The sequence below is a fragment of the Anaeromassilibacillus sp. An172 genome (assembly GCF_002160515.1).
GTDB classification, from domain to species: domain Bacteria; phylum Bacillota; class Clostridia; order Oscillospirales; family Acutalibacteraceae; genus Limousia; species Limousia pullorum.
The window spans coordinates 1-22,592 of the sequence record NZ_NFKS01000028.1; the positions used below are offsets into that span (position 1 = coordinate 1).

29 protein-coding genes and 1 pseudogene are annotated in these 22,592 nt (G+C 38.8%); 6 read left to right on the forward strand and 24 right to left on the reverse strand.

Annotated elements, in window-relative coordinates:
• On the reverse strand, positions 1 to 781 hold a 781-nt coding region (locus B5F08_RS11255; protein ID WP_087379438.1), incomplete at its 3' end, for a phage portal protein.
• Between the two features lie 100 nt (positions 782 to 881).
• Positions 882 to 1,214, reverse strand: a complete 333-nt coding sequence (locus tag B5F08_RS11260) for a winged helix-turn-helix transcriptional regulator (protein ID WP_087379441.1) — start codon at positions 1,212 to 1,214, stop codon at positions 882 to 884.
• A gap of 125 nt (positions 1,215 to 1,339) precedes the next feature.
• On the opposite strand from B5F08_RS11260, the gene B5F08_RS11265 reads away from it, so the two are divergent.
• Positions 1,340 to 1,906 (forward strand): flavin reductase family protein, encoded by a 567-nt coding sequence (locus B5F08_RS11265; protein ID WP_087379444.1) that lies wholly within the window; start codon positions 1,340 to 1,342, stop codon positions 1,904 to 1,906.
• Positions 1,907 to 1,946: 40 nt separating this feature from the next.
• Here B5F08_RS11265 and B5F08_RS11270 read toward each other — a convergent pair.
• The 10 genes and pseudogenes from B5F08_RS11270 to B5F08_RS11310 form a co-directional block, all read right to left on the reverse strand.
• Positions 1,947 to 3,549: pseudogene (locus tag B5F08_RS11270) on the reverse strand (terminase large subunit).
• Positions 3,550 to 3,652: 103 nt separating this feature from the next.
• Positions 3,653 to 4,414, reverse strand: coding sequence for a CPBP family intramembrane glutamic endopeptidase (locus tag B5F08_RS11275; protein ID WP_087379447.1), 762 nt, complete (start codon positions 4,412 to 4,414; stop codon positions 3,653 to 3,655).
• A 20-nt stretch (positions 4,415 to 4,434) separates the two neighbouring features.
• Positions 4,435 to 4,872, reverse strand: a complete 438-nt coding sequence (locus tag B5F08_RS11280) for a hypothetical protein (protein ID WP_087379450.1) — start codon at positions 4,870 to 4,872, stop codon at positions 4,435 to 4,437.
• Positions 4,873 to 4,888: 16 nt separating this feature from the next.
• Positions 4,889 to 5,089: a helix-turn-helix transcriptional regulator gene (locus B5F08_RS11285; RefSeq protein WP_087379453.1), complete on the reverse strand. Its 201-nt coding sequence runs from the start codon at positions 5,087 to 5,089 to the stop codon at positions 4,889 to 4,891.
• A 123-nt stretch (positions 5,090 to 5,212) separates the two neighbouring features.
• On the reverse strand, positions 5,213 to 5,608 hold the full coding sequence (locus tag B5F08_RS11290; protein ID WP_087379456.1) for a hypothetical protein: 396 nt from the start codon (positions 5,606 to 5,608) through the stop codon (positions 5,213 to 5,215).
• 98 nt (positions 5,609 to 5,706) lie between these two features.
• Positions 5,707 to 5,865 carry a hypothetical protein gene (locus tag B5F08_RS13420; protein ID WP_204245199.1) on the reverse strand — a complete coding sequence of 53 codons (159 nt, stop codon included), beginning with the start codon at positions 5,863 to 5,865 and terminating at the stop codon, positions 5,707 to 5,709.
• The gene (locus tag B5F08_RS11295; protein WP_087379566.1) at positions 5,862 to 6,323 is read right to left on the reverse strand and encodes a gamma-glutamylcyclotransferase family protein; all 462 of its coding nucleotides are present in this window, start codon (positions 6,321 to 6,323) and stop codon (positions 5,862 to 5,864) included. The genes B5F08_RS13420 and B5F08_RS11295 overlap by 4 nt, the downstream gene beginning before the upstream one ends.
• 72 nt (positions 6,324 to 6,395) lie before the next feature.
• Positions 6,396 to 7,343, reverse strand: a complete 948-nt coding sequence (locus B5F08_RS11300; protein ID WP_087379458.1) for an amidoligase family protein — start codon at positions 7,341 to 7,343, stop codon at positions 6,396 to 6,398.
• Positions 7,344 to 7,501: 158 nt separating this feature from the next.
• Complete coding sequence (locus B5F08_RS11305; RefSeq protein WP_087379461.1) at positions 7,502 to 7,741, reverse strand: hypothetical protein; 240 nt, start codon at positions 7,739 to 7,741, stop codon at positions 7,502 to 7,504.
• Between the two features lie 83 nt (positions 7,742 to 7,824).
• On the reverse strand, positions 7,825 to 8,163 hold the full coding sequence (locus B5F08_RS11310; RefSeq protein ID WP_087379464.1) for a DUF2493 domain-containing protein: 339 nt from the start codon (positions 8,161 to 8,163) through the stop codon (positions 7,825 to 7,827).
• 106 nt (positions 8,164 to 8,269) lie between these two features.
• On the opposite strand from B5F08_RS11310, the gene B5F08_RS11315 reads away from it, so the two are divergent.
• The gene (locus B5F08_RS11315) at positions 8,270 to 8,473 is read left to right on the forward strand and encodes an Arc family DNA-binding protein (protein ID WP_087379467.1); all 204 of its coding nucleotides are present in this window, start codon (positions 8,270 to 8,272) and stop codon (positions 8,471 to 8,473) included.
• Between the two features lie 246 nt (positions 8,474 to 8,719).
• Positions 8,720 to 9,148 carry an N-acetyltransferase gene (locus B5F08_RS11325; protein ID WP_087379470.1) on the forward strand — a complete coding sequence of 143 codons (429 nt, stop codon included), beginning with the start codon at positions 8,720 to 8,722 and terminating at the stop codon, positions 9,146 to 9,148.
• A gap of 124 nt (positions 9,149 to 9,272) precedes the next feature.
• Here the strand turns inward: B5F08_RS11325 and B5F08_RS11330 are convergent, their stop codons facing one another.
• The 12 genes from B5F08_RS11330 to B5F08_RS11390 form a co-directional block, all read right to left on the reverse strand.
• A complete protein-coding gene (locus tag B5F08_RS11330; protein WP_087379473.1) occupies positions 9,273 to 9,641 on the reverse strand; it encodes an HNH endonuclease in 369 nt (122 codons plus the stop codon).
• Positions 9,642 to 9,741: 100 nt separating this feature from the next.
• A complete protein-coding gene (locus B5F08_RS11335) occupies positions 9,742 to 10,170 on the reverse strand; it encodes a hypothetical protein (RefSeq protein ID WP_087379476.1) in 429 nt (142 codons plus the stop codon).
• Entirely contained in the window at positions 10,160 to 10,462 is a 303-nt protein-coding gene (locus B5F08_RS11340; protein WP_442856077.1) for a VRR-NUC domain-containing protein, read from the reverse strand. Before B5F08_RS11340 ends, B5F08_RS11335 begins: the two co-directional genes overlap by 11 nt.
• 282 nt (positions 10,463 to 10,744) lie before the next feature.
• Entirely contained in the window at positions 10,745 to 11,347 is a 603-nt protein-coding gene (locus B5F08_RS11345) for a DNA-primase RepB domain-containing protein (RefSeq protein WP_143256403.1), read from the reverse strand.
• Positions 11,348 to 11,351: 4 nt separating this feature from the next.
• On the reverse strand, positions 11,352 to 11,774 hold the full coding sequence (locus B5F08_RS11350; protein WP_087379479.1) for a DUF7768 domain-containing protein: 423 nt from the start codon (positions 11,772 to 11,774) through the stop codon (positions 11,352 to 11,354).
• Positions 11,775 to 12,836, reverse strand: coding sequence for a DNA polymerase (locus B5F08_RS11355; protein WP_087379482.1), 1,062 nt, complete (start codon positions 12,834 to 12,836; stop codon positions 11,775 to 11,777). It lies immediately after the preceding gene.
• 84 nt (positions 12,837 to 12,920) lie between these two features.
• Positions 12,921 to 13,661, reverse strand: a complete 741-nt coding sequence (locus B5F08_RS11360; RefSeq protein ID WP_087379485.1) for a hypothetical protein — start codon at positions 13,659 to 13,661, stop codon at positions 12,921 to 12,923.
• 17 nt (positions 13,662 to 13,678) lie between these two features.
• Complete coding sequence (locus tag B5F08_RS11365; RefSeq protein WP_087379488.1) at positions 13,679 to 14,092, reverse strand: gp33 family protein; 414 nt, start codon at positions 14,090 to 14,092, stop codon at positions 13,679 to 13,681.
• A gap of 24 nt (positions 14,093 to 14,116) precedes the next feature.
• The gene (locus B5F08_RS11370; RefSeq protein WP_087379491.1) at positions 14,117 to 15,553 is read right to left on the reverse strand and encodes a DEAD/DEAH box helicase; all 1,437 of its coding nucleotides are present in this window, start codon (positions 15,551 to 15,553) and stop codon (positions 14,117 to 14,119) included.
• 262 nt (positions 15,554 to 15,815) lie between these two features.
• Entirely contained in the window at positions 15,816 to 16,202 is a 387-nt protein-coding gene (locus B5F08_RS11380) for a sigma factor-like helix-turn-helix DNA-binding protein (protein WP_087379498.1), read from the reverse strand.
• A gap of 638 nt (positions 16,203 to 16,840) precedes the next feature.
• Complete coding sequence (locus B5F08_RS11385) at positions 16,841 to 18,109, reverse strand: recombinase family protein (protein ID WP_087379500.1); 1,269 nt, start codon at positions 18,107 to 18,109, stop codon at positions 16,841 to 16,843.
• Positions 18,082 to 18,276, reverse strand: coding sequence for an SHOCT domain-containing protein (locus B5F08_RS11390; protein ID WP_087379503.1), 195 nt, complete (start codon positions 18,274 to 18,276; stop codon positions 18,082 to 18,084). The genes B5F08_RS11385 and B5F08_RS11390 overlap by 28 nt, the downstream gene beginning before the upstream one ends.
• Positions 18,277 to 18,790: 514 nt before the next feature.
• On the opposite strand from B5F08_RS11390, the gene B5F08_RS13570 reads away from it, so the two are divergent.
• The 3 genes from B5F08_RS13570 to B5F08_RS11410 are packed head-to-tail and all read left to right on the forward strand — an operon-like array spanning position 18,791 to position 22,585.
• Positions 18,791 to 20,758 carry a nucleoside-diphosphate sugar epimerase/dehydratase gene (locus B5F08_RS13570; RefSeq protein ID WP_242968446.1) on the forward strand — a complete coding sequence of 656 codons (1,968 nt, stop codon included), beginning with the start codon at positions 18,791 to 18,793 and terminating at the stop codon, positions 20,756 to 20,758.
• Positions 20,748 to 21,407 (forward strand): sugar transferase, encoded by a 660-nt coding sequence (locus B5F08_RS11405; protein ID WP_087379509.1) that lies wholly within the window; start codon positions 20,748 to 20,750, stop codon positions 21,405 to 21,407. Before B5F08_RS13570 ends, B5F08_RS11405 begins: the two co-directional genes overlap by 11 nt.
• Positions 21,404 to 22,585, forward strand: coding sequence for a glycosyltransferase family 4 protein (locus tag B5F08_RS11410; protein ID WP_087379512.1), 1,182 nt, complete (start codon positions 21,404 to 21,406; stop codon positions 22,583 to 22,585). Before B5F08_RS11405 ends, B5F08_RS11410 begins: the two co-directional genes overlap by 4 nt.
• Positions 22,586 to 22,592 lie beyond the last annotated feature (7 nt).

The window sequence follows — 22,592 nt, forward strand, 5'->3', positions numbered from 1 at the left end:
TTGGTGTGTATTTCATTCCTTCCTCCAGAACAGCTACCTTATTGCTGTTGCCGCTTCCGCCAAAAGTGGACTGCCAGCTTTCACGTACTCTCTGTGGGTCTTTGATAGTGCCGGGATGTTCCAACACACCACCGGGAGCGGCTCCGTTTGCAAAAAACTTAGCTCCATATTCCTCACAGGCTATGGCCATGCCGATAGCGTTTTTCGCCATAGCGATAGGGGAATACCCCACAAGCCCGTCGAACCCAAGACCGGGAATGTGCAGAACCTCTGAGGGAGTGAGGTAGATAACTGTTCCTTTCATGGTGTGGGCTTCTTCCGGTTGAGTGACGTATGTATAGTAGAGCTGTCCGCTTTTATCCCTGCTTACATCCATTTTGTTTGGCATAAGAGGATACAATGCAATAATTTCATTCTTGCCGTTTCGGATTATCTGCGCATAAGCGTTGCCCCAGAGCAGAAGATGAGTCATTAAGGTTTCTCGAAATACAAAAGATGTCATCTCAGGATTTGGCTCATCATGGAGCAGACTGTAAAGCGGGTGGTCTATGGCTTTTTCTTTGCCGCCGTCATCGGTGTATCGGTAAAAGTGAAGCGGAAGACCTGCCACTGCTTCCGATAAAATTCTGACGCAGGAATAAACAGCCGTCATCTGCATTGCAGAACGCTCTGTAACAGCTTTACCCGATGAAGAACCGCCCATATAGAATGTATATCTGCTTCCGGCAGTTTGATTTTTTGGCTTGTCACGGGAATTAAATAAGCCTGAAAATATGCTCATAATTTACATCCTCTCTAAAAATGGAATAAAAAAATCTCCCGCAAGCGAAGTTAAATATTTTCCGCTTATGGAAGACTTGAGTTGTATTTAAAATTGATATTTATATTCTGTTTTCTTCGCCCCAAACACAGAGCTGGTCAAGAATTTTCATCAAAGAGCGACCTCTCTCGCTGAGTGAGTATTCAACCTTTGGCGGGATTTGAGGGTATTCATTGCGCACAATAAGCTGGTCTTTTTCCAGCTCTTTTAGATTACTGCTCAAGGTTTTGTCGGAGATTGTTTTAAGATAGCGTTTAAGCTCGTTGAAGCGCACTACCTCAAATTCCATAAGACAGTAGAGAATTACCATCTTGTGCTTACCGGAGATAATGGACATTGTATAGCTAAACCCTGTATCCTCAAAATTTGCGTTTTCGATATAGTTCTTTATCATTTTACACTTTCCTTTTGTATAGCAACTGTCTTTAATGACAGTACTTGTATTTTTATCATTACTTGCTATAATTATAATTGAACACGATGATTGTGTCAATTAAAAAGAAAAGAGAGGTAAGTAAAATGAGAAAACAGCTTAACATTACTGAGGGAATTTTCCCGATGCCGGTATTGATGATAGCCACATACAACGAGGACGGCAGCGTGAATGTTATGAACGCCGCATGGGGAACTATGCAGGCCCGTGATATTGTTGCGTTGAATTTGTCCGAATCACACAAGACAGTAAAGAATATCAAGGCCAGAGGCGGTTTTACAGTGAGTATCGCCGATGCCTCTCACGTTGTGGAAGCGGACTATTTCGGTGTTGAATCCGGCAACAGAGTAGCCGATAAGTTTGCAAAAAGCGGAATGACAGCGTCAAAGTCCGAGGTTGTAGATGCTCCGGTAATCAATGAATTCCCTTTGTGTCTTGAATGTAAATTCATTGAATATCAGGGTGATGAATACGGCTGCGGCGTAATAGGAAAGGTTTTGAAAGTCACAGCGGATGAAAGCGTTATGGATGGTGATAAGCTCAATATGTCACTGGTAAATGCCATTGCATTTGACCCATATACCCACGGCTATTATAAAGTTACCGAGAGAGTAGGGGAAGCCTTCAAAGACGGTTTGAAGCTGAAAAAGTAAAAAGCTTTATCGAAAGGGTTGCGTTTTAGCGTGACCCTTTTTAAATGAATAAAAGTCCACGGCTGTCGTAAACACTGGCTGTGTTTTGATTGCCGCATCTTATTGCTCTGTCCAAAGCCATAATGGTCGCAACGGCTCCGTCAATTTTCTCCGAAGATTTTTCCTTGTCGGGTTTTATATTTCCCGCCGGGTCTGTTCTTATGAAAATGTTATCCATCATCCAGCGAAGAACCGGTTGTCCTCCATGGGCAATCTTTTCTTCTAACACTAATTTCATAAGCTCTTTGGTAGGCGGCGACATATCCTTAAATCCCTGACCGAATGGAACAACAGTAAATCCCATGCCCTCAAGGTTCTGCACCATCTGAACAGCACCCCCAGCGGTCAAAGGCGATTTCTTTAATATTGAACCGTTCTCCCAACCGCTCAATGAACTTTTCGATGTAACCGTAATGTACCACATTTCCCTCGGTGGTCTGCAAAAATCCCTGCCGCTCCCATAGGTCATAGGGAACATGGTCACGGCGGACACGCAGATCCATGTTTTCCTCGGGTATCCAAAAGTAGGGGAGAATCACGTATTTATCGCCCTCGTATTCAGGAGGAAAAACCAGAACAAAGGCCGTTATATCGGTGGACGATGAAAGGTCAAGGCCGCCGTAGCACACACGCCCCTCTAAATCCTCTTCTGAAACAGAAAAAGCACACCTGTCCCAGCGTTCCATAGGCATCCAGCGAACAGACTGTTTTACCCATTGATTTAGCCTTAGCTGACGGAAGGAGTTTTCCTCACCGGGGTTTTGCTTTGCAGATTCGCAGGCGTCCTTTACCTTGTCTATTGAAACGGTTATTCCGAGAGAGGGGTTAGCTTTTTTCCACACCTTAGGGTCCGTCCAGTCGTCGCTTTCCTCAGCTCCGTAAATAACAGGGTAAAAGGTATGGTCAATCTTTCTTCCGTCAATAATATCTTTGGCTTTTTGGTGTATCTCGTAGCAAATTGACTTTGTATCATTGCCGGCTGTTGTTATTAGAAAGTATAAAGGCTGCATTCGGGCATCGCCTGAACCTTTTGTCATAACATCGAAAAGCTTTCTGTTTGGCTGTGTGTGAAGCTCGTCAAAAACCACACCGTGGGTGTTAAAGCCGTGTTTGTTTCCCACATCAGCGGATAAGACCTGATATATGCTTCCGGTGGGTTGATAGATAAGCTTTTTCTGAGAATCCAAAATTTTAACCCTTTTGGAAAGAGCCGGACACATCCTCACCATGTCCGCCGCCACATTAAAGACAATGGAAGCCTGTTGACGGTCGGCGGCACAGCCGTACACCTCGGCACGCTCCTCACCGTCTCCACAGGTGAGAAGCAACGCCACAGCCGCCGCAAGCTCAGATTTTCCCTGCTTTTTTGGAATTTCTATGTAAGCCGTGTTAAACTGCCGGTATCCGTTCTTTTTGACAATTCCAAAAATGTCACGGATAATCTGTTCCTGCCAGTCGATAAGTTCAAAGGGAGTTCTCGCCCAAGTACCTTTTGTGTGGCAAAGACACTGAATAAACCCAACGGCATAATCGGCTAAGTTCTTGTTATACCGGGATCCCTCAGCCATAAATGAAGTGGGCTTGTACTTTTTAAGCTTTCTGATAAATGTCACCTCCTAAGAATAGATACGAAAAAAGCGCCTGTTTCCAGACGCTGTACGTTTTAATTTAAGTTTGTTTTTGGTATTTTATCAATGTATGAGATGTTTAATATTTGGATTTTGAGCCTGATTCCTCCAATGCAAGTATAGCCAATGAAACTATTATAGTGACAATCAAGGTCACCACACAGCTTAAAGCGCTGAACTGAAAAATAATCACACCAGACACACCGTTTATTAAACAGTGTGTCAGTATACAGGGGAATGTTCCTTTTGAAATCTTTCTTATGGTTGCCAAAGCATAGGAAAGCGTCAGGCACATTATACCGAACAGAAAATAATTCATATTTGAGTTGGCTGTTCCGTTTATGAAAAAAATCGGCAAGTGCCATATCCACCATATTACTGCGGTGATTATAGTGGCAATGTTGAAGTTAAAGCTTTTTTCAAGCTCCGGCTGTAAAATCATTCGCCAGCCTGCTTCCTCGTTTCCGCCGCTGAAAAGCATAAGAGGGATAATTACAATAAGCATGTAAACAGGAGAACCAATAGAGAACCCGTTTATGGCGCAACCCAGCAGATAATAAATCAGGACAAAAAGCAAAACAAGCCCGTAGGATAAAAGCGAGTGTTTGAAGTCGAAAACCTTTTTAAGCCAATGAAAAAAGCTGCTCACATGTCCGTTTCTTTTAAGAGAAATATAGGAAGCGATTGTAGGAGAAAAACCTCCGATAAAATGCATAACTCTTATGGGAAGGTCATAGACGGTCATATTTAAAAGCTGACTCAAAACAGCCGCTCCTCCCCAAAACAAAACGGTTATTGCAAAAGTGATTACAAGATAGTCCTTTAAAAGCTTTTTGTTCATAGATAAATGCTCCTTTCCAATCAGCTTCGCTTTATGTACACGAATTTAACTATACAGGATAAAACCAACTGACAAAGGGAAGCGGCAATCAGGGTATAAAAAGCGGTAACATTAAAATATCCAATGATAACAGCCGATATAATCATTAAAACAGAGGTTACCAAAAGCATGGGTATTCCCGCTTTGTATTTGATTGCTTTCATTCGCTCGTCGTTTTCTTTGTTGAAAAGCAGTTTAATGTTTTTTTCATCTGACAAGGCTCTTTTATAGCGGGCAATAAAAGCAAGTGCAATCAGCCCACAGGCAGATGTCAGACCGCATTGAAAGCTGAAAATCACGCTGGATTTTATTTCGGCAGTGGCAAAGAATGCGTCAAATACTCCCAAAGCAACAGCAATAAGTACAACCAAGGTTAACGCATAAATTCTTTTAGTTAGAGTCTTTTTGTACTTTTCCATTTTAAAAATCCTTTCATTAAGAATATTCAGACAAATCAAAAACTTCTTCTATTGTCAGACCAAAATAATGGGCTATCTTATATGCAAGAGGCAGGGAAGCGATATATTTTCCGGTTTCTATAGATGTAATGGTTTGTCTTGTGGTACCGACAGCTAACGCCAGTTCTTCTTGGGATAATTTTCGTTCTTTTCTCAGTTCTTTTATTTTTGTTTTCAAAAAATCCCACCTTTATGACAAGTAAACTTTGCATTTTAAGTATAGCAAACTTTGCATTTGTCGTCAAGTAAACTTTGCATTTTACAAGAAAGTGCCTGCCTCCAGACGCTTTCTTAATATTTGTTATTCTCCTAAAATATAGAAACCTATATAATGTTTCCCGTTATTTAACCAGTCGAGCAAGGTTTGATATTCTAACGGCTTTTTTATTTCTATTAGCTGTATAAAGTGATTTATCTGTTCTTGAGTATAAAAATTGATACCGACCGGGTCAATGGAGCCTTGGTTTAGATTTGCATAAAGGCCGTCGGTAATGATTTCCCAGTAATGAGTGAAAAATATTTCTAAATCATCTCCGTAAATATACAGAGAATCGTTTTTCCAGTGCTGTATTGCACCTGTTGTAAATATTTGTTCGGTGGTCGTGTTTTGAGGTAATAGACAATATTGAAACTCTATAAAATCCGAACCGCCGAATTTTCTGCGTTCTTCCTGAGTCTTAAATTTATGAAACAGCAAACAATCACCCTTTCAGTCAGATATTTCTTATAAAATAATATCATAGCAGCAGTGTTGTTTCAATAACTGTTCCTGTGAATCACTTCCAAAATCTTTTCCTATTCCTCTAAACTTATTCCAAGACCTGATAGCGCTTCTTTTATACCGCAGTCCGGACAAATAAGTGTTTTACCGTTTTTTCTCGAAAGGGCGGGGCGGGCTGTGTATGCCTTTCCACAGCAGGGGCAAATGTTTGTTTCGTGGCTTTCATTTTTCATATGTTACCTCCGCAGTTTAAGTAAGCGTTTATCAGTGGTTTATTGTCAAATCTGAAGTCTCTGTAACCCTCAAGGCAGGTTCTAAGATACAAGGATGATGGCTTTCCAATGGGTCTGTCCTCGTGCATAATATAAAGGAAAACCTTTATATTTCGCACCTTTCCGGTTTTTATTCCCTTGACCGGAAGTACAATTTCTTTTTTATAGTAAAAGATAGGGAAGCCCTCGTATCTATCCAGGGAAAGCTCGTCAGCCTGTGTCACTTCCCAAACAGCGATTGGAACCTTGCAGTTTTCTTTAGGCTCAACTGTTAAATAATGACCGGTTTTACTGCCTTTGAACAAAAGCTGATTGTCCTCAAGTACCGATGTTCCGACAATTCTCGCCTGTGGACAGCGCATTTTCATCTGTCTGATATTGAGATTGCTTCCGTATGCTCCGTAGTAACGTTTTTCCATAATATTCAGTCCTTTCAAAATTTTATCACCACCTTAAGACCGCCGAAGCGGTCTGGGTGATTTTTATTGTGTTTAGGCAACTCTGCCGTTTCTGAAGGCTGAATCTCCGGAAAGCTTTCTTGTGAGAATATCTCTGGCAGTGGCAAATTCCTCACCGATAAATCCAAGTCTTAAAAGCCATGTTCTCATTGCGTACTTTGGATTTTCATTTTGCTGTGGCTTTGGACTTGCAGTTCTCACTGTTTTTGCCATTTGGCTCAATGCCAGGCAAAGCTGAATGTAGCTTTTAAGCTGTCCTGAGTGAAGTCCGTTTTGTCTGCCGTTTTCCGGTGCGTCGAATTGGAAAAGTCTGAATTCAACTGTTCCCTTTGTAAAGGTTGCGTGGAGGTTAAGCATATGGTAGCGGCTGTCGTTGTAGTGGTGATCCCTGCGTAAGTTTGCTCCGTGGCTTCCGTACCAAATGTCTGCAAGCTCAGCCATAGTATTAGGTTTTTGAAAGTTTATTTCCTGCAAAAATTCAGGGTTTACCATTTTGCAGTAGCGGTTCATTCTGCCTTTGTCAATTTGCAATGCTTCCGCCAGCAGGCTTTCATGGCTTGCCATAATGTTTGCAAGGTTTCTCAGAGTTTTCGGCGTGTGTCCCTTTGCTCCAATGTGAATGTGAACTCCGCAGCCTCTTGTGGCGTCGCTTTTTGCTCCGGCTCTGCGAAGAAGTCTTACAAGCTCCTGCAGTGTTTCTATGTCCTCATAGTTGAGAATAGGTGTCACAAGCTCGCATTTTTCATCGTTAGGACCTGCAATGCTTACATCCTTTTGGAACTTCCATTCTCTGCCTTGTCTGTCCCAGGCTGAAAATGTCTGGTAACCGTTTCTTCTTGCTGTGTCCTTGTATCTGTTTGTGTTGAAGAATTCGGCGGCAATCTTTGCGGCTTTTTCTCTTGTGATGTTGTTCATCTCTATTTCAACGCCGATGGTCTGTTTTTTCATTTCGTTAACCTGGTTCATAAGCTTTTCGTTCATTTCTGTGTCCTCCGTCTTTCTTTTGGTACACACATATTAACTCTAAAAGCGTACTATATCCAGTGTTTTACCGATAATATAGTACACGATGTTGTGTGTCTGTATTTGTGTATTTTTGACATTACAGACACACGTTTATTTTTATCTGAGCCAGCTTTTTAAAAAACATATTGCGTCTGAAAACACGCCTGATAATAAAAATGGATTGTTTCTCCGTCAAGAACACCGTATGCGTTTTCACATTTTCTGAAAAAAATTTCCTGTTCCGGTGTCAGCGTATCCCTGAGCTTTTGAACCGCATCACTAAAGCTTAGATAGGCTTCTTTAAGGTAATCGCTTTCGTTGCTGCCGTGATAATTTATTCTGGAAACAATAAAATCATCAATGGCTTTTTCCATTTTAAATACCACCTTTCCTGATTGGTAGTAACATATATCACTCTAAGAAAGGCAAAAATCAAGGGCAGACGGAAAATTCTCCGTTATGGACAAATGGGTTTAAAAACTTTTATGGGAATATTTCGCTTTCTGCATTGATCTATAACATACTTTGTTCCTCGGGAGCTTCCGTCCCAAAAGGCAAGAACCAAATCTGCGTTTTCGATTATGGTTATGTTTCGCTTGAGGGGAGCGGAGCGTCCGTATTTGCTGTACTCCGGCAAAAACTCAGTAAGCTTTATGTTATTGTACATAGCGTATTCCCTTGCGTAAGTATCAACGCCTTTAGCGCCGCCGGAAATTATTTCAGTAACATTTTCGGGGAGATATTTTCCTAAATCATTGACATAAAGATTTCTTGAACCAACAACTGCGACTTTCATGTAATCACTCCTAAAAAATAATAGATATACAGTATATCTAAAAACATATTATAACACATGATAGCTATAAAATAAACATATAATATATCTATATGGAGGCAGTTGTATGGCTATAAAAAGTGTATCAATACGTATAGAGGAAGAAATGCTGGAAAAGCTGGGCTTCGTGGCAGATTATGAAGGACGTTCCGTAAACAGTCATATACTTGTATTGATTAGAGAAAACATAAAAGCTTATGAACAGGAACACGGAGAAATAGACGGTTCTTTAAATCCGGCAGACAATGTAAAGCCGACAAGAAAGAAATAATGAGGCTTTGGCATTTCAACACCGCTCACGTCCGGAATATCAAGGATTTTTAGCTTCTTTCCGCCAGTATTACCATTTTCAATTTTTTCTGCAAGAGATTTTTTCTTGCGGCCGGCTCCAGGTCTTGCACCGCCCCGTCCGCCGGTGTTGTTGGATTTAGTAGGCACTTTCTCACCGTCCTCGTTGTTAATTTGAAAATAAAGATGTATAATTAAGTTAGAAAATCTATATTCATGGAGATATTTTATGATAAGACAATTTAAGAAAAATGATTTGTCAGCCGTTATGCAGATATGGCTTGATACGAATATTAAAGCGCATGACTTTATTCCAAAGGAATACTGGGAAAATAACTATGAGATAGTAAAAGAAATTTTGCCTGACGCAGAAATATATGTACATGAGGATGACACCGCAGGTTTCATTGATGGCTTTATCGGATTGACGGATAATTATATCGCAGGTATTTTCGTTAAGGAAGATAAACAGTCAAAGGGAATAGGAAAAAAGTTATTAAACTACGTAAAAAACGTCAAATCGAACATAAGTTTAAGCGTCTATCAAAAGAACACTAAAGCGGTGCGTTTTTATAAGCGTGAGCAATTTCAAATTGTCTCAGAGAATGTGGATGACATTACCAATGAAAAAGAGTTTATTATGGAATGGAATAAATAAATTACTTAACCGTCACAGCAATGTGGCGGCTTTTAATTACCCTTTTGAATTTGACTTTTTTGAACACAAGACCCCAGGCCGCTGACCGATAGAAAAAGTTGTAGAGATTATTATACCCCTTCCTTTAGCGGTTGTGGGGAGTTCGTGTTCCGAGAACGCCGTGTGCTTTCATGTGACAGGAACGGCAGAGAGAAACAAGATTATTTTTCTCGTGTGTTCCTCCGTCAGCAAGGGGTAACTTGTGATGAACTTCCTCAGCCGGCCGGTATATGCCACGGCTCAGGCAATCCTCGCACAGCGGATGTTCACTTATGTATCTGTCACGTATTCGTTTCCATGCTCTGCCGTAGCGTTTATTTGCTTCCAGGTCACGGCGATAATGGTTGTACTCATGCATGTCTGTTCCTTTGTGTATATGGCAGTAAAGCTCGCCGTCCTCGGCAAGATTGGGACAGCCGTTCATGCGGCAGGGACGTTTTGGTTTTCTGGGCACTGTGTCACCTCCTTAGGATACAAAAAAGCCTCGCAGGATTTCTCCTACAAGGCTTTCTTCATTTTTCCATTATAATAATAGCATGTGTATGTACTCTCATTCAATCACATTTACTCTCATGTTGCAGAACCAGTGTGATTTCTTTCAAAGCGGTATCGTTCATCCTGTAAATGTGCTGAATACTGTATCCCATATCCACTGCTATTTTTTCCCAGGTCTGAAAGCATAGATAACGCTTTTCTAAAAGTGTCTGTAATTCGGCACTTGGTACGGATTTAATGGTTGCGGAAATCTCTTTTTTAAGATCTACAAGTTTGTCTATGTCCTGGTTAATTTCCTCCTGTAAATCTATTATTTTTTCAACAGCACCCGCCATTTTTGATGTGGCTTTATTGGGACTGTGGGGCATACCGGTTAGTACGGAAGTTGCGCTCACTGCAAGGTCGTTGAGGGCGGAAACCTGCTGTATTTTGGAATTTATTTGACTGTCAAGAAATCTGGCTTGTGATAAATATTCTTTAGCTGTCATTTTTACCTCCCGTTGAGCTGTCTATTGCGTTTTTTGCCTCTTCCACAGAACGAACCACGAAGGCAAAACCTCCGCTGTTGCGGATTTTTCTTATTGCGACATTCTGTAAGGGTGTGGTTTTACCCTTTTGCGTTTTAACTTCCAAAGCGATAAACCTGCCGTCAATACAGACTATAATGTCAGGAATACCGGAAGTTCCGTAAATCCCGCCGTGTTCTTTCCAGAAAAAACAGCGGGGGAGAGTTTTAAGATATTTTAAAATGCTTTTTGTTATGTCAGATTCATTCATCATTAAAAACCTCCTGATAAAAGCTTTTAATTTACACTTTTACAGATAAAAATGTATTTTTACAAAAACAAAAGTTAAAATTTAAAAAGTGTATATAGAAAGTAATATATAAAGAAATAGGATTTTTTCTGTCAAAGTGTCTTTTGCGTTTTGGCAGTTATTGCGGTCTGTCGTCAAGCTTAATACCCGTCAAAATTCTTCGTTTTCCCAGCTTGTCCACATTGCGTTCTATGTGGTCGTTGCTGTTTATAAGCTGCTGAACAAACATTCGATGTGAATAGGGCTTTAAGCCACATTCCTCGCAATAGGCTTTTCCTCAACCGGGGGCAAAACCTGTGACAACTGCTCCTGTGTGTATTTTCTTTCAGGATGAAATGAGATACAGGTAACCATAACAGGCTCCTGTTTACAGTGATAAAATCCGGGCAAACGCATTACACGGCTCTCATTTACACAGACCGGGTCGCCGTGAAAGTGCTTTATAAGCTGCTGCTGAATCGAACGAAATTTCTCTACAGTTGCATTTTTCATAAACCAGTTTACATGAAGTGATTTTCGTGTCTTTATAACCAATGAGGGAGGCAGGAGAAAGCTGTCTACGGCTTTTTGCTGTTCTTCAAATGACATATCGTCCATCTCTACGAACTGGGCGTTAATCCTTGTTATGTTTTCGTCGTAATCTCCGCCGAAGTTCACAACAAAGAAAATACCTCGGCTTTCCTTGTTGTGCTGTTTTAAGGTGTTCTCTATGGAGGAAAACTTTCCGGCCTGAATTTTAAGCTTTGCTCCTTTAAAGATACCTCGCTTTTTGTCGTCAAAGATTCTAAAGCATACAGTGTCCTCGGGATTAAACAAAGACATTAAAATATCCTGTGGCGCTACATCCATAAAATCACCTCCATTCAAAATATCTTATTGGTTTTCCTCTTAATTTGGCTTCCTGAAGCTGTGTCTTTGCGGAAGAGGAAAGATTATTCCCGAAAAACCACACCTCATTGCAGAAATCCATAAGAGAAACACCGAATATGATACCGAGTTTTCTTTCCTCCGGATCTCCGTCGTTTAATATTCGTGGGTAGAGCAGGTGAGGGGCAACAGGAATTTTTCCTTTAGCTATAGCGTATTGACAGCACTTAATTGCCATGGAAATATTTTCTGTTTTGCTTCCGCTGTGGTTTGAAATTATGTATATCTTGGGTCTTGACAGGATTTCCTGATTTTTCCCCATAAATTTATTTTTTTCTTGTTCCTTTAATACGTTTTCTATGGCGTTTCCTGCAGTTGGGTCTGCATAGCCTTCCTGATTTCTGTACATCTATATATCCTCCAATTCTTCCATAGTTCCAAAAGTTTTACCTGCCGAGGCTTCGGCTATAAGGGGGAGATTAAATTCTTCAAATGGCTTTGCTTCCATACATCCTTTTATAAATATCACAGCTTCTTTGAGCTTGTCCTCGGGAACTATAAAGGTAAGTTCGTCATGTATCTGTAAAATGGGTTTTAGCCACGGTCGCTTATCAAGTCCCATTAGTATTCGTCCTACTGATAATTTCAAAATATCCGCGGCGGTTCCCTGTATCGGTGTGTTTAAAGCACAACGCTGGGCAAAGGACTTCACGCTGAAATTATCGCTTCTTATGCCGGGAAGATATCTGCGCCTGCCCAGATATGTTTCACTGTATGTGGTGCGGTAGGCTTCCGCTATTGTGTTTGCCTGCCATGTGGAAAGACCTCTGTAGCCGCTTTTTAAATTTTCTATAATATCTCTGCATTCCTGTTCAGTTTTTTCGATGCCGGCTTTAAATTTTAAAGTCTTTTGCAGTCCTTTAGGGAAAAGCCCGTAAAAGGTTCCGAAGTTTACATTTTTGGCTATGGTTCTGCGTTCCTTTGTGACAGTGTCAAAAGAGGGAAGAGGTTCCGAACATATTTCATTTGCCAGCTTTTTCAGGCCGCACTCACGTAATCCTCTAAACTCATAGGAATTTTTTAAAGTCATCTGGGCGGCTGACATTGTGTCATATACCGGAGGTTTTATAACAATTCCCATGGCATATGACATTTGAGATTCGAAACTTAGATTGTGCGCAACCTTTATAATTCCTTCATCGGTGAGAAAATCCCTTAAAAACACAAAAAACTCATCTTTATCTGCGTTTTGTCCGGTTTTGTGGGCTATGGGAACATATATTCCTGTACCCTGTAAAACGGAAAAAGAACAGCCCACAATATGCGCCTTGTGAGGGTCAAGAGCGGCTTTTTCCTCCTGTCGGTACTCTTCATCGGGTGCAGTTTCATAGTCAAAGGCGACTATTTCGGAATTTTTAATGTATTTATATACTGTAGACAGGTCAGTGACGTTTTTATAGTTTGAGTGCATATGTTCGAATACCTCCTAAAATTAAAGATTTTATAAAAAAGCGGTATTGTGCGGAGAGAAAGCTCCCCGCACATTTTTATAGGTTTATGTTCCAATAACCTCGCCGGTTTCCGGGTCAACTGTGATTGATAGGTTGTCCTCTGCTTCATAGCTTACATTGTTTTTAAATTCCTTTACCTGCTCGCTCATGGCTGATATAAATGTATATTCCTCAGGGGTAAGCTTGCGCTCAAGAGAGAATTGTGCCTGTGAATAGGAAATTCCGCTGTTGTTTACGGCTTTTTTCAGGGAAAAACGTGTTACAATCATGTTTGACTTGTTGCCCTTTGAAAGCTGTCGCATAAGATAGCGGCTAAAATCATTAAGAGAGCTTGTGGGAAGCGATAAAATCATAGGAAATATTTCTCCCTCACGGAGAATATAAAGTCTGCGTCTGTTTTTACATGCTTTTGAGCCGTTTTCTCCCGAGCCGAACTGATTGTAGGGACATTCCGAGCATTTGCCTCCCGGAACACCGTTACCGAACATACCGTCGGTACTGCTGCAATCGGGAGGATTGCTGCCGCCTGTGTATTTGTCCTTATAATAGGAGTACAAGGGGTGATGATAGAGAATAACGGCGGAAAACTCCTTAACATTTTCTGGTTCGTCGGGGTTGTCGCCTGGAATTTCAAACATTGTTGTTCCTCCGGAGGGGATTTTTATTCTTTCAAAGGAAACATTAAGACCTTCCATTTCCTGAGAAACCATGTTGTTGAGATTAAAGTCCTTTACTGCAAGAAATCCGCTGTTGTTTGTTTTGCTTATTTCATTCGTGTTATTCATAGTCTTTTTTCCTTTCTTTACTTTGATGTTTTTCTTACGGTAACTGTAGTTTTTTCAAATACTCTCACCAAGCCTATAAGCCAGTTGGGGAGAGTGTCGTTGTTTTCCGCCATCTGTTCCTTTACAAAGGCAGAAAGTGAGTTTGAATTTACGGTTTCATAAATTAAATCGCCATATCCTTTATTTTTGAGCTCTTCAAACAGATAGCTCTTTTGTTCGACAAGGGGTGAAACCCTCATTTTTGTGGTAAGACAGAACATAGTTCCGCTGTGGGTGAAGTTTTGTGTTTCAGATTCAGCCATAGCTATGGCAAGTCTGTAGTCCGTTTCATCTATTTGTGAGTTGATATTTTTAAGCTTGTCCTCAAGCTGTTTCTTTTCATCACGAAGTGATTTGAGATTGTCTGCAAGTGTAAGCATTTTATTTTCCATATGTAATGTTTCCTTTACTGAAAGTTATTGAAATGGGTTGATTCCCTTTCGGTAGTCGTCAACCAATGTTTTGGCAAGGTCAACCTTGTGGCGCAGGGAATAGAGGATTTTCTTATCCACTGTGTTTTTGGCAATAAGGTAAATATAGTGACAGTTCTCCTTTTGAGATACCCTGTGGATTCTCGCCTTTGCCTGCTCAAAATTGCTCATGCTGTAGTCAAGAGAGTAGAAAACCATTGTTGATGCGGCAGTGAGTGTGATTCCAAGACCTGCTGCGGCAATCTGACCTAAAAATACAGAACAGTCCTTATCTTCCTGAAAACGCCTGATTTCCTCACAGCGGTTTTTTGTACCGCCACGAACAGCGGAATATTTTATGTTTTTTCTTTGAAGCAGTTTTTCTATGTCATTAAGCTCGGTGACAAACCTTGCCATAACAATTATTTTTTTGTCCTCGCTTTTTGCTCTTTCGATAATATCTGAAAGGGCGTCGAGCTTTGCCTTACTCACCATAAATATTTTGCCTTCGTCATCGGTGAGATGTCCTCCGGTAACCTGAGAGAGCCTTAAAAGCTTAGTGAGAATATTCACAGCGGAAACTTCAGACTGAGAAATCTGGGTATAGCTGTCCTTTTCGATATTTTTGTATAATTTCATTGCAATAGGCTCAAGCTCCACATAGCGAACCTCCTCGGTTATTTTCGGAAGGTCGAGACATTCATCCTTTGTAACTCTGAATGCTTCCGAGTGCATTTTCATAAGAAAATCATTTGTCATAGAATTTTTAAATCTCGGTATATGATTGCCGTAACCCACCATGTCAAAATATTTGTTCCTGAAAGCGTAGAAGCTGTCGCCGAATATGTTAGGGTCTAAAAATTTGTATTGGGAAAAGACATCAAGCTCACGGTTTGTTATAACAGTGCCGGTAAGCAGAAGCTTATAACCGGCTTTGTTACCGAGATGATGCATGGCTTTTGACTGGGAAGTTCTCGCTTCCTTGAGCTTGTGGCCCTCATCGGCAATAATAAGGTCTGGATTAAAGCTTAAAAGCTCTTTTTCAATTCGCCATGCGCTTTCATAATTTACGATAACCACCTGAAGTGCATTGCTGTCTATATCATTCAAAGCTTTTATCTTATCCTCTTTAGTTCCTTTAAGAACAGTTACGGTGTAGGGGAAGTCTGCAAACCTTTGAAACTCCTGTTCCCAAACACACACTATTGATAATGGCGATACAACCAGAACTTTCTTTATCTTTCCGGACAAATACAATGCTCCCGCAATTCCTATGCTTGTGAGAGTTTTTCCGGTTCCCATCTCCATAAGCAGTGCAACTCCTCTGCTTCGGGAGCTTCCGGGAAGCAATCCGAATTTTTCACAGGCAAACTTGAAAGCGTTGAATTGATGTTCATAGGGTTTTACCTTTATGGGCATAATCAAAGAAAAGTTTTCATCCATTTAATCACCACCGTTGTTTTCTGATATGGCAATTTTGTTGACTGTGTTCCCGGGAACGATAATTGTTACCCCTTGCAATCTGCCTAATATAAGAGTTAAAAGCTTTTCTCTTATAAGGACATTTTTGCATCGCAGAACATTATTGCCTTTTTGTGATTTTGAAAGGCTTATATTTAAGCTGTGTTTCATATATTCAATCCTTTCTGAAGGGGATTTTTAAGTCCTTCACTATATAGCCACTGGAAAAGGCTTTTTTAAGGATTCAGAAAATTTTTTTTAATTTTTTTAAAGCAGTGCTCAATCTCTGAGAAACAGCGGAAACAGTGACGCCCTCATTTTTTGCATAGTCGGTAAGGCTGATATTTTTAAAGAACACGGATTTGATAAGTTCCTGTTGCTTTGGTTTCAGTTTTGAGATAGCAATATGCAGTTTTTTCTCCTGATCCTCTTCAAAAAGCTTGTAAAGCTCCTTATCCTCACAGGCAAAATCCTTTCCCTCGTATAAGTAGCTGTCCAGAGAGGTATGTCTGCGAGTTTCCTTGTGGTTTACGTTGTATTCAAGTCTGTCCAGGTCTAAAATAATTTCTCCCCAGTATTCTTCAATATCAATGGTTACAACTTCATCTATAAATTTGTATTCTATCTTCATGCTTAGCTCCTTTCAGGAGCCAAGATGAACCGCCAAAAATAAAAACAGAGTCGTTTGCGAAACACAAAAAGCCGGATGACTACAAAACTTGCGTTTCGTAAATCATCCGGCCATTTGGTAGCTCACACTCGGCTCCGTTGCTCGGTATGTTTTATTTTTTTATGTTCTTATGTTCTTATGTGATTTAATTGTTATGAGACTTTTGAACGTATTTCGTTCTTTCGTTCCGGCAACGCCGACTGGGCATTGCATGGGACAACCACAAGGTTGTGACAGTGAGTCATTTCAGTTCAATTTTCAATTCTTCCTTTGGCAAAGAAGAAATGTCAAAGGCACGCTTGTTACAGAGCGGACACTTCATTTTTTGTTTCATGCAAAAAACCTCTTTCCTTTATATATTATAAAATCAACAGGAGAAAAGCTCTAAAAATCAAAGCAATTCCTAATTGATATTATTGTCGTGAATGTCGCGAACAAATGTTTATAATATAATTATAGAATGTTTTTTCGCATTTGTAAATACTTTTTTGAAAAAAATCGAAAAAATGTTCAGCGATATATCTGATTATTTAGAACAATTTTATGACTATCTGTAAAAGTAAATATTAAATCCTTATTTTCTGTCACAGTTATATTTTTTATTGCAGTTCTCCATAGCCAATCGTCATAATAAAGTGAGTCTGTATTTTTAACGTAATCGAAAATTTGTTTATACACTCTCTTTTGGCCATTTCCGGCCTTATTTCTGACAATAGAGCGCCGCAGGTTTCAATAACACTTACACGCTGACTGAACTCTTTTTTCAAAACAGCGGCGCAGGACTTTTCAAGATAATCGTTTTTTATGTTGGGGCAGTGCTTTTGTCTGTCATATAGATTTCGGCAACGCCAAAAGTTTTTACTTCTCATATACGAGCTTCCGCACAGACCGCAAATCACTTTGTTATTAAGGGTGATTTTGCTTTTACAGCCAGGCAAAAGATTTTTTCTCATCTCAATCTCTTCCTGTAAAAGGTCGAATATTTCAGGAGGAATTATAGCTTCGTGTCCATTACTTACATAGTGTTGTGGAACTGCTCCGTTATTCTTTTTTGCACGTTTATCCAGAAAATGTGCTTTATAAGTCTTCTGTAACAGTGCGTCGCCCTTGTATTTTTCATTTGTAAGAATACGCTTTACAGTGGATATATCCCAACTGTCATTTCCGCAGGGGGTTAATATATTGCATTTGTTTAAATAATCGCATATTCCGCCAAAGTTGGCACCTAAAAAATAAAGCCTGTAAATAAGTCTCACGATTTTGGCTTCCTCAGGATTTACAACAGGAGTTCCGTCTTTTCCTCTGTCGTATCCCAGAAAGTGGGAGTAGGCCACGGAGTATTTTCCGTCTGAAAACCTTTTTCTGTGTCCCCAAGTGATATTGCGCGACATAGAGCGGCTCTCCTCCTGTGCAAGACTGCTTAAAAGAGTAATCATAAATTCACCGTCAGAATCAAGGGTGTTTATGTTTTCCTTTTCAAAATATACCGCAACTCCGGCAGCTGTAAGCTTTCTAAGAACTAAAAGTGTGTCAACAGTATTCCTTGCAAATCTGGAAAGGGATTTAGTGATTACCAAATCTATCTTTCCGGCAAGGGCATCGTCAACCATTCTGTTAAAACCGTCGCGCTTTTTGCAGGATAATCCAGATATACCGTAATCATAGTAAATTTCTATAAAATCCCAATTTTCTTTTTTGCTGATTAGTGCTTTATAGTATTTTACCTGTGTGTCAAGGCTTGTCCTCTGTTCGGCCGAACTGCTGGATACCCTGGCATAGGCCGCAGCTTTTTTGTTTTTTAACAATTTTTTTTCAATCTCATTTGATAATGGTTCTTTGATTATTTTAGTGATTTTCTTGTTTTCCATGATAAACCTCTTTCCAACTCACTGACAGGAGAAGTGTAGATATCCAAAAGCCTGTCACGAAGCTTTTCGTATTCATCGAAAGTAATAATTTTGTCTTCTGCCATGTGGTAAAATACACATTCTGCAAATCGAAAATCTGTTTCGTTAGCGTAATATTTATCATCCATATTAGAGCCTCCTTTTCACATTGTATCTATTGCTCTAAAAAGGAGAAAAGTCAAGAAAATATGGAATTTTCAGAACGTTTTTTTATCAAATTTTTGTATATTAAGGAAAGTCATGGCAGTAAAAAGAAAAAAAGATTTAAATATATATTTATTTTTATATTTTTACATATTTTTAACATAGAATTTGAATTGATTTTACATAATGTGAAAATAAATTACAACAATAAAATACAATCATCGCATACAATCTTCTTTTTTGATGATTTTCGCTAAATTTTATTTGGTTTATAGCATGATATAAAACATATATATAAAAATTTTTTCTTCCATTGACAACAATACTTATAAGTAATAAAATAACATAGAAAGATAAATGTAGTATTGTGTCTTAACCGGAAATAATACTGTATTTTCCTATGTTTATGGCTATACAAGATAATAAACGATTTTTTACAATTGATTTGGAACTATCTAAAAATTGTTGTAATAAATTAAGGGATAGGAGCAAAGGGTTTTGAAAAAAAGAGACGATTTGAAGAACGGAATTAGATGGCAGTTAGTAGCATATGACTTTATTTTGATGATACTTGTTTTGTGTGTTTCTCTGTTTTTTGTATCATATAAGTTGATTGCGTTGTCTTGGTGGAATGTAATAATTCAAGCGGTCGTGGCTATTTTAGCTGTGTTTGTTTCAAGGTTTATCGGTGGAACATATAAGCAGATTTGGCGATATGCAGGTACTAAATCCTATTTGATGCTTGTATTTTGCGATTTTATAGGCGCGATAGCTTATGCTTTTATTCAGTTGTTTTTCCCATTTGAAAAAGTCAGCGCCATAGTGTTTATGACAGCTATAGCAATGAACTTGCTTGCTTCAATCACTTTTAGATTTGTGTATAAGCTTCTTTACGAACATTCTGCGGACGAATCAAATTTGAGAAGCTTTGTAAGAAAATCTACATCATCATTAACAGGATTGCGTGAAGATGAAAAAGATGACTTGCATAAGCGCAGAAGAATAAATATAGCCATTGTAGGTGCAGGACGTGTAGGTGTTATGCTGGCAGATGAGCTTATGAATAATCCAAACGCAGCATACGAGCCTAAATGCTTTATAGACATAGACCAGATGAAGGTCGGTAGAAATATCAACGGACTTCCGGTTTTGTCAGAGGATGATGCAACAATAAATTCTCTTTCAGAATTTCCGATTCAGGAAATAATATTTGCAGTTCCTGAGATCGATTCTGAGAAGAAGCGTGAGCTTTACGAAAAATATAAGTCAAGCGGATATAAGCTCAAGGTTTACGACTACCCAACTGCTAAGTCTGTAAACAAGACAGGCGGTAAACGCCATATGAGAGAATTCTCAATAGAAGAACTCTTGTTCAGAAATCAGGTTGATTTCATCAACGAGCAGACAAGAAATTATTATAAAGATAAGGTTATCTTGATTTCCGGCGGCGGCGGTTCAATAGGTAGCGAGTTGTCACGTCAGATAGCAAAGATGGGACCAAAGAAGCTCATAATTCTCGATGTTTATGAAAACGGAGCATATGACATTCAGCAGGAACTTAAAATGGCATATGGTGCTTCTCTTGATCTGTGTGTTGAAATCATTTCAATCTGCGATAGGGAACAGCTTGAAAAAGTTTTCGATACTTATCGCCCACAGATTGTACTTCACGCTGCTGCTCATAAGCATGTACCGCTTATGGAGCACAACTGCTGTGAATCAGTTAAGAATAACGTTTTCGGAACATTGAATATAGTTGAAGTTTCCGAGAAGTATGGCGTTGAAAAGTTTACAATGATTTCCACAGATAAGGCTGTTAACCCAACAAACGTAATGGGTGCAACAAAACGTATGTGCGAAATGATTGTGCAGAGCAGAAAGAGTAAAACAAACTTCTCAGCTACAAGATTTGGAAATGTTTTGGGTTCTAACGGTTCTGTTATACCGTTGTTTAAAAGACAGATTGCAAACGGCGGTCCGGTAACTTTGACCGATAAGAGAATCATAAGATACTTTATGACAATTCCGGAAGCTGCACAGCTGGTGCTTATTTCCGGAGCTATGGCAAAAAACGGCGAGCTTTTCGTACTTGATATGGGTAAGCCGGTAAAAATATTGGAGCTTGCCGAGAATATGATAAGACTTTCAGGTTTTGAACCATATAAGGATATAAATATCATAGAAACAGGCTTGAGACCTGGTGAGAAGCTGTATGAAGAGCTTTTGATAAAAAATGAAGATCTCGATAAAACAGAAAATAGCCTGATCTTCATAGAAAGAGATAAACCACTTGCAATGGAAGAAATCTCAAAGAAGCTTGATATACTCAGAACTGCCGTTCATACCAATAACGACGAAACAGTAAAACAAGCTATGAAAAAAGCAGTCCCAACATTCAAATCCCCAGAAGAGGTAAACCGCAAGGCTGCAGAAACTGAGGAAATGAAGACGGTAAATGCTGATTAAAAAATTAAATGGAAGGGTGTGCAGTGTAGAAGTGTATAAAAAATTTATTAAGCGTTTGATTGATATCATCATGTCTTTTTTTGGAATTATTGTTCTTGCAATCCCTATGTTAATAATAGCGTTGTGTATTAAACTTGATTCAAAAGGACCTGTTCTTTTTAAACAAAAACGAGTTGGAATACATAAGACACATTTTAATATTCTAAAATTTAGAACAATGAGAACTGATACACCAAAAGATGCACCTACACATCTTTTGAAAAACCCTGATCAGTTTATAACAAAAATAGGAAAGTTTTTAAGAAAAACATCACTTGATGAATTGCCGCAGATGTTTTGTATATTGACTGGTAAGATGAGTGTAATAGGGCCAAGACCGGCGCTTTGGAACCAGTATGACCTCATAGAAGAAAGAGATAAATATGGAGCTAATGATGTAAGACCAGGACTTACAGGTTTGGCACAGATTAACGGAAGAGACGAATTAGAAATAGAAGAAAAAGCAAGAATAGACGGCGAGTACGTAAAGAATATTAGTTTTATACTTGATGTGAAGTGCTTTTTCGGTACAATAATTTCAGTAGTTAAACATGACGGCGTTGTTGAAGGCGGAACTGGAGAACTGAAAAAGGAAAGAGTTAAAAAATGAAAATACTTGTTATTTGTCAATATTATTATCCTGAACCATTTAGAATTACAGATATTTGTGAAACGCTTGTATCTATGGGACATGAAGTTACAGTGGTGACAGGTACTCCAAATTATCCTATGGGTGAAGTATATAGAGGTTATGAAAATGGAAAGAAGATGGATGAAACTCTTAATGGCGTGAAAATACATAGATGTATGAGTGCACCAAGAAAAACAGGAAGTATCAATCGCTTAAGAAATTATTTTAGTTATGCAAGAGCTTCCAAAGAATATATTAGAACACTTAAAGATGAATATGATCTTGTTTTTGTGAATCAGCTATCTCCTATTATGATGGCAGAGGCGGGGATTTTATACAAAAAAAAGTTTAATAAAAAGCTTATACTTTATTGTTTGGATTTATGGCCAGATAGTCTCAGAGTTGGAGGAATATCGAGTAAATCTATAATTTATAAATTCTTTAAAGTGGTTTCAGCAAAAATTTATAATTCATCTGATGAGATTTTGGTTTCATCAAAAATGTTTATTGATCATTTGAATAATTCTTTTAGAATGGATAAAAGTAAAATTAAATATTTACCTCAATATTCTGAGTCTCAGTTTTTAAATTTAAAGCCTAAAAGGCAAAATGATAATGAATTTAACTTGCTTTTTGCCGGAAATATTGGTGTTGCACAAAGTGTTGAAACTATTATTGATGCTGCTATAATTCTTAAAAATCATCATAATATATTTATTCATATAGTAGGTGATGGAATAGAATTGAATAGAATTAAAGAGAAAGCTGAGAACAATAATCTAGATAATGTGATTTTTTATGGCAGAAAACCTATTGAAGAGATGACAAAATATTATAATATGTCTGATGCTATGATTGTAACATTAATAAATGATGATGTTTTATCATTAACATTACCGGGAAAAGTACAGACATATATGGCAGCAGGAAAACCTATAGTTGGAGCAATCAATGGTGAAACATCATTACTTTTAAATAAAGTTCAAAATGGATTTTGTGGAAAAGCAGAAGATTCATCTGAGTTGGCAAGTAATATTTTAAAGCTATATAAATCGAATTTAGCTTGTCAAATAGGGGCGAAAAATAGAGAATACTATATGAATACTTTTTCAAAAGAAAAGTTTTTTGAACATCTATCCCAGTATATTAATTGTTAGGAGAAAA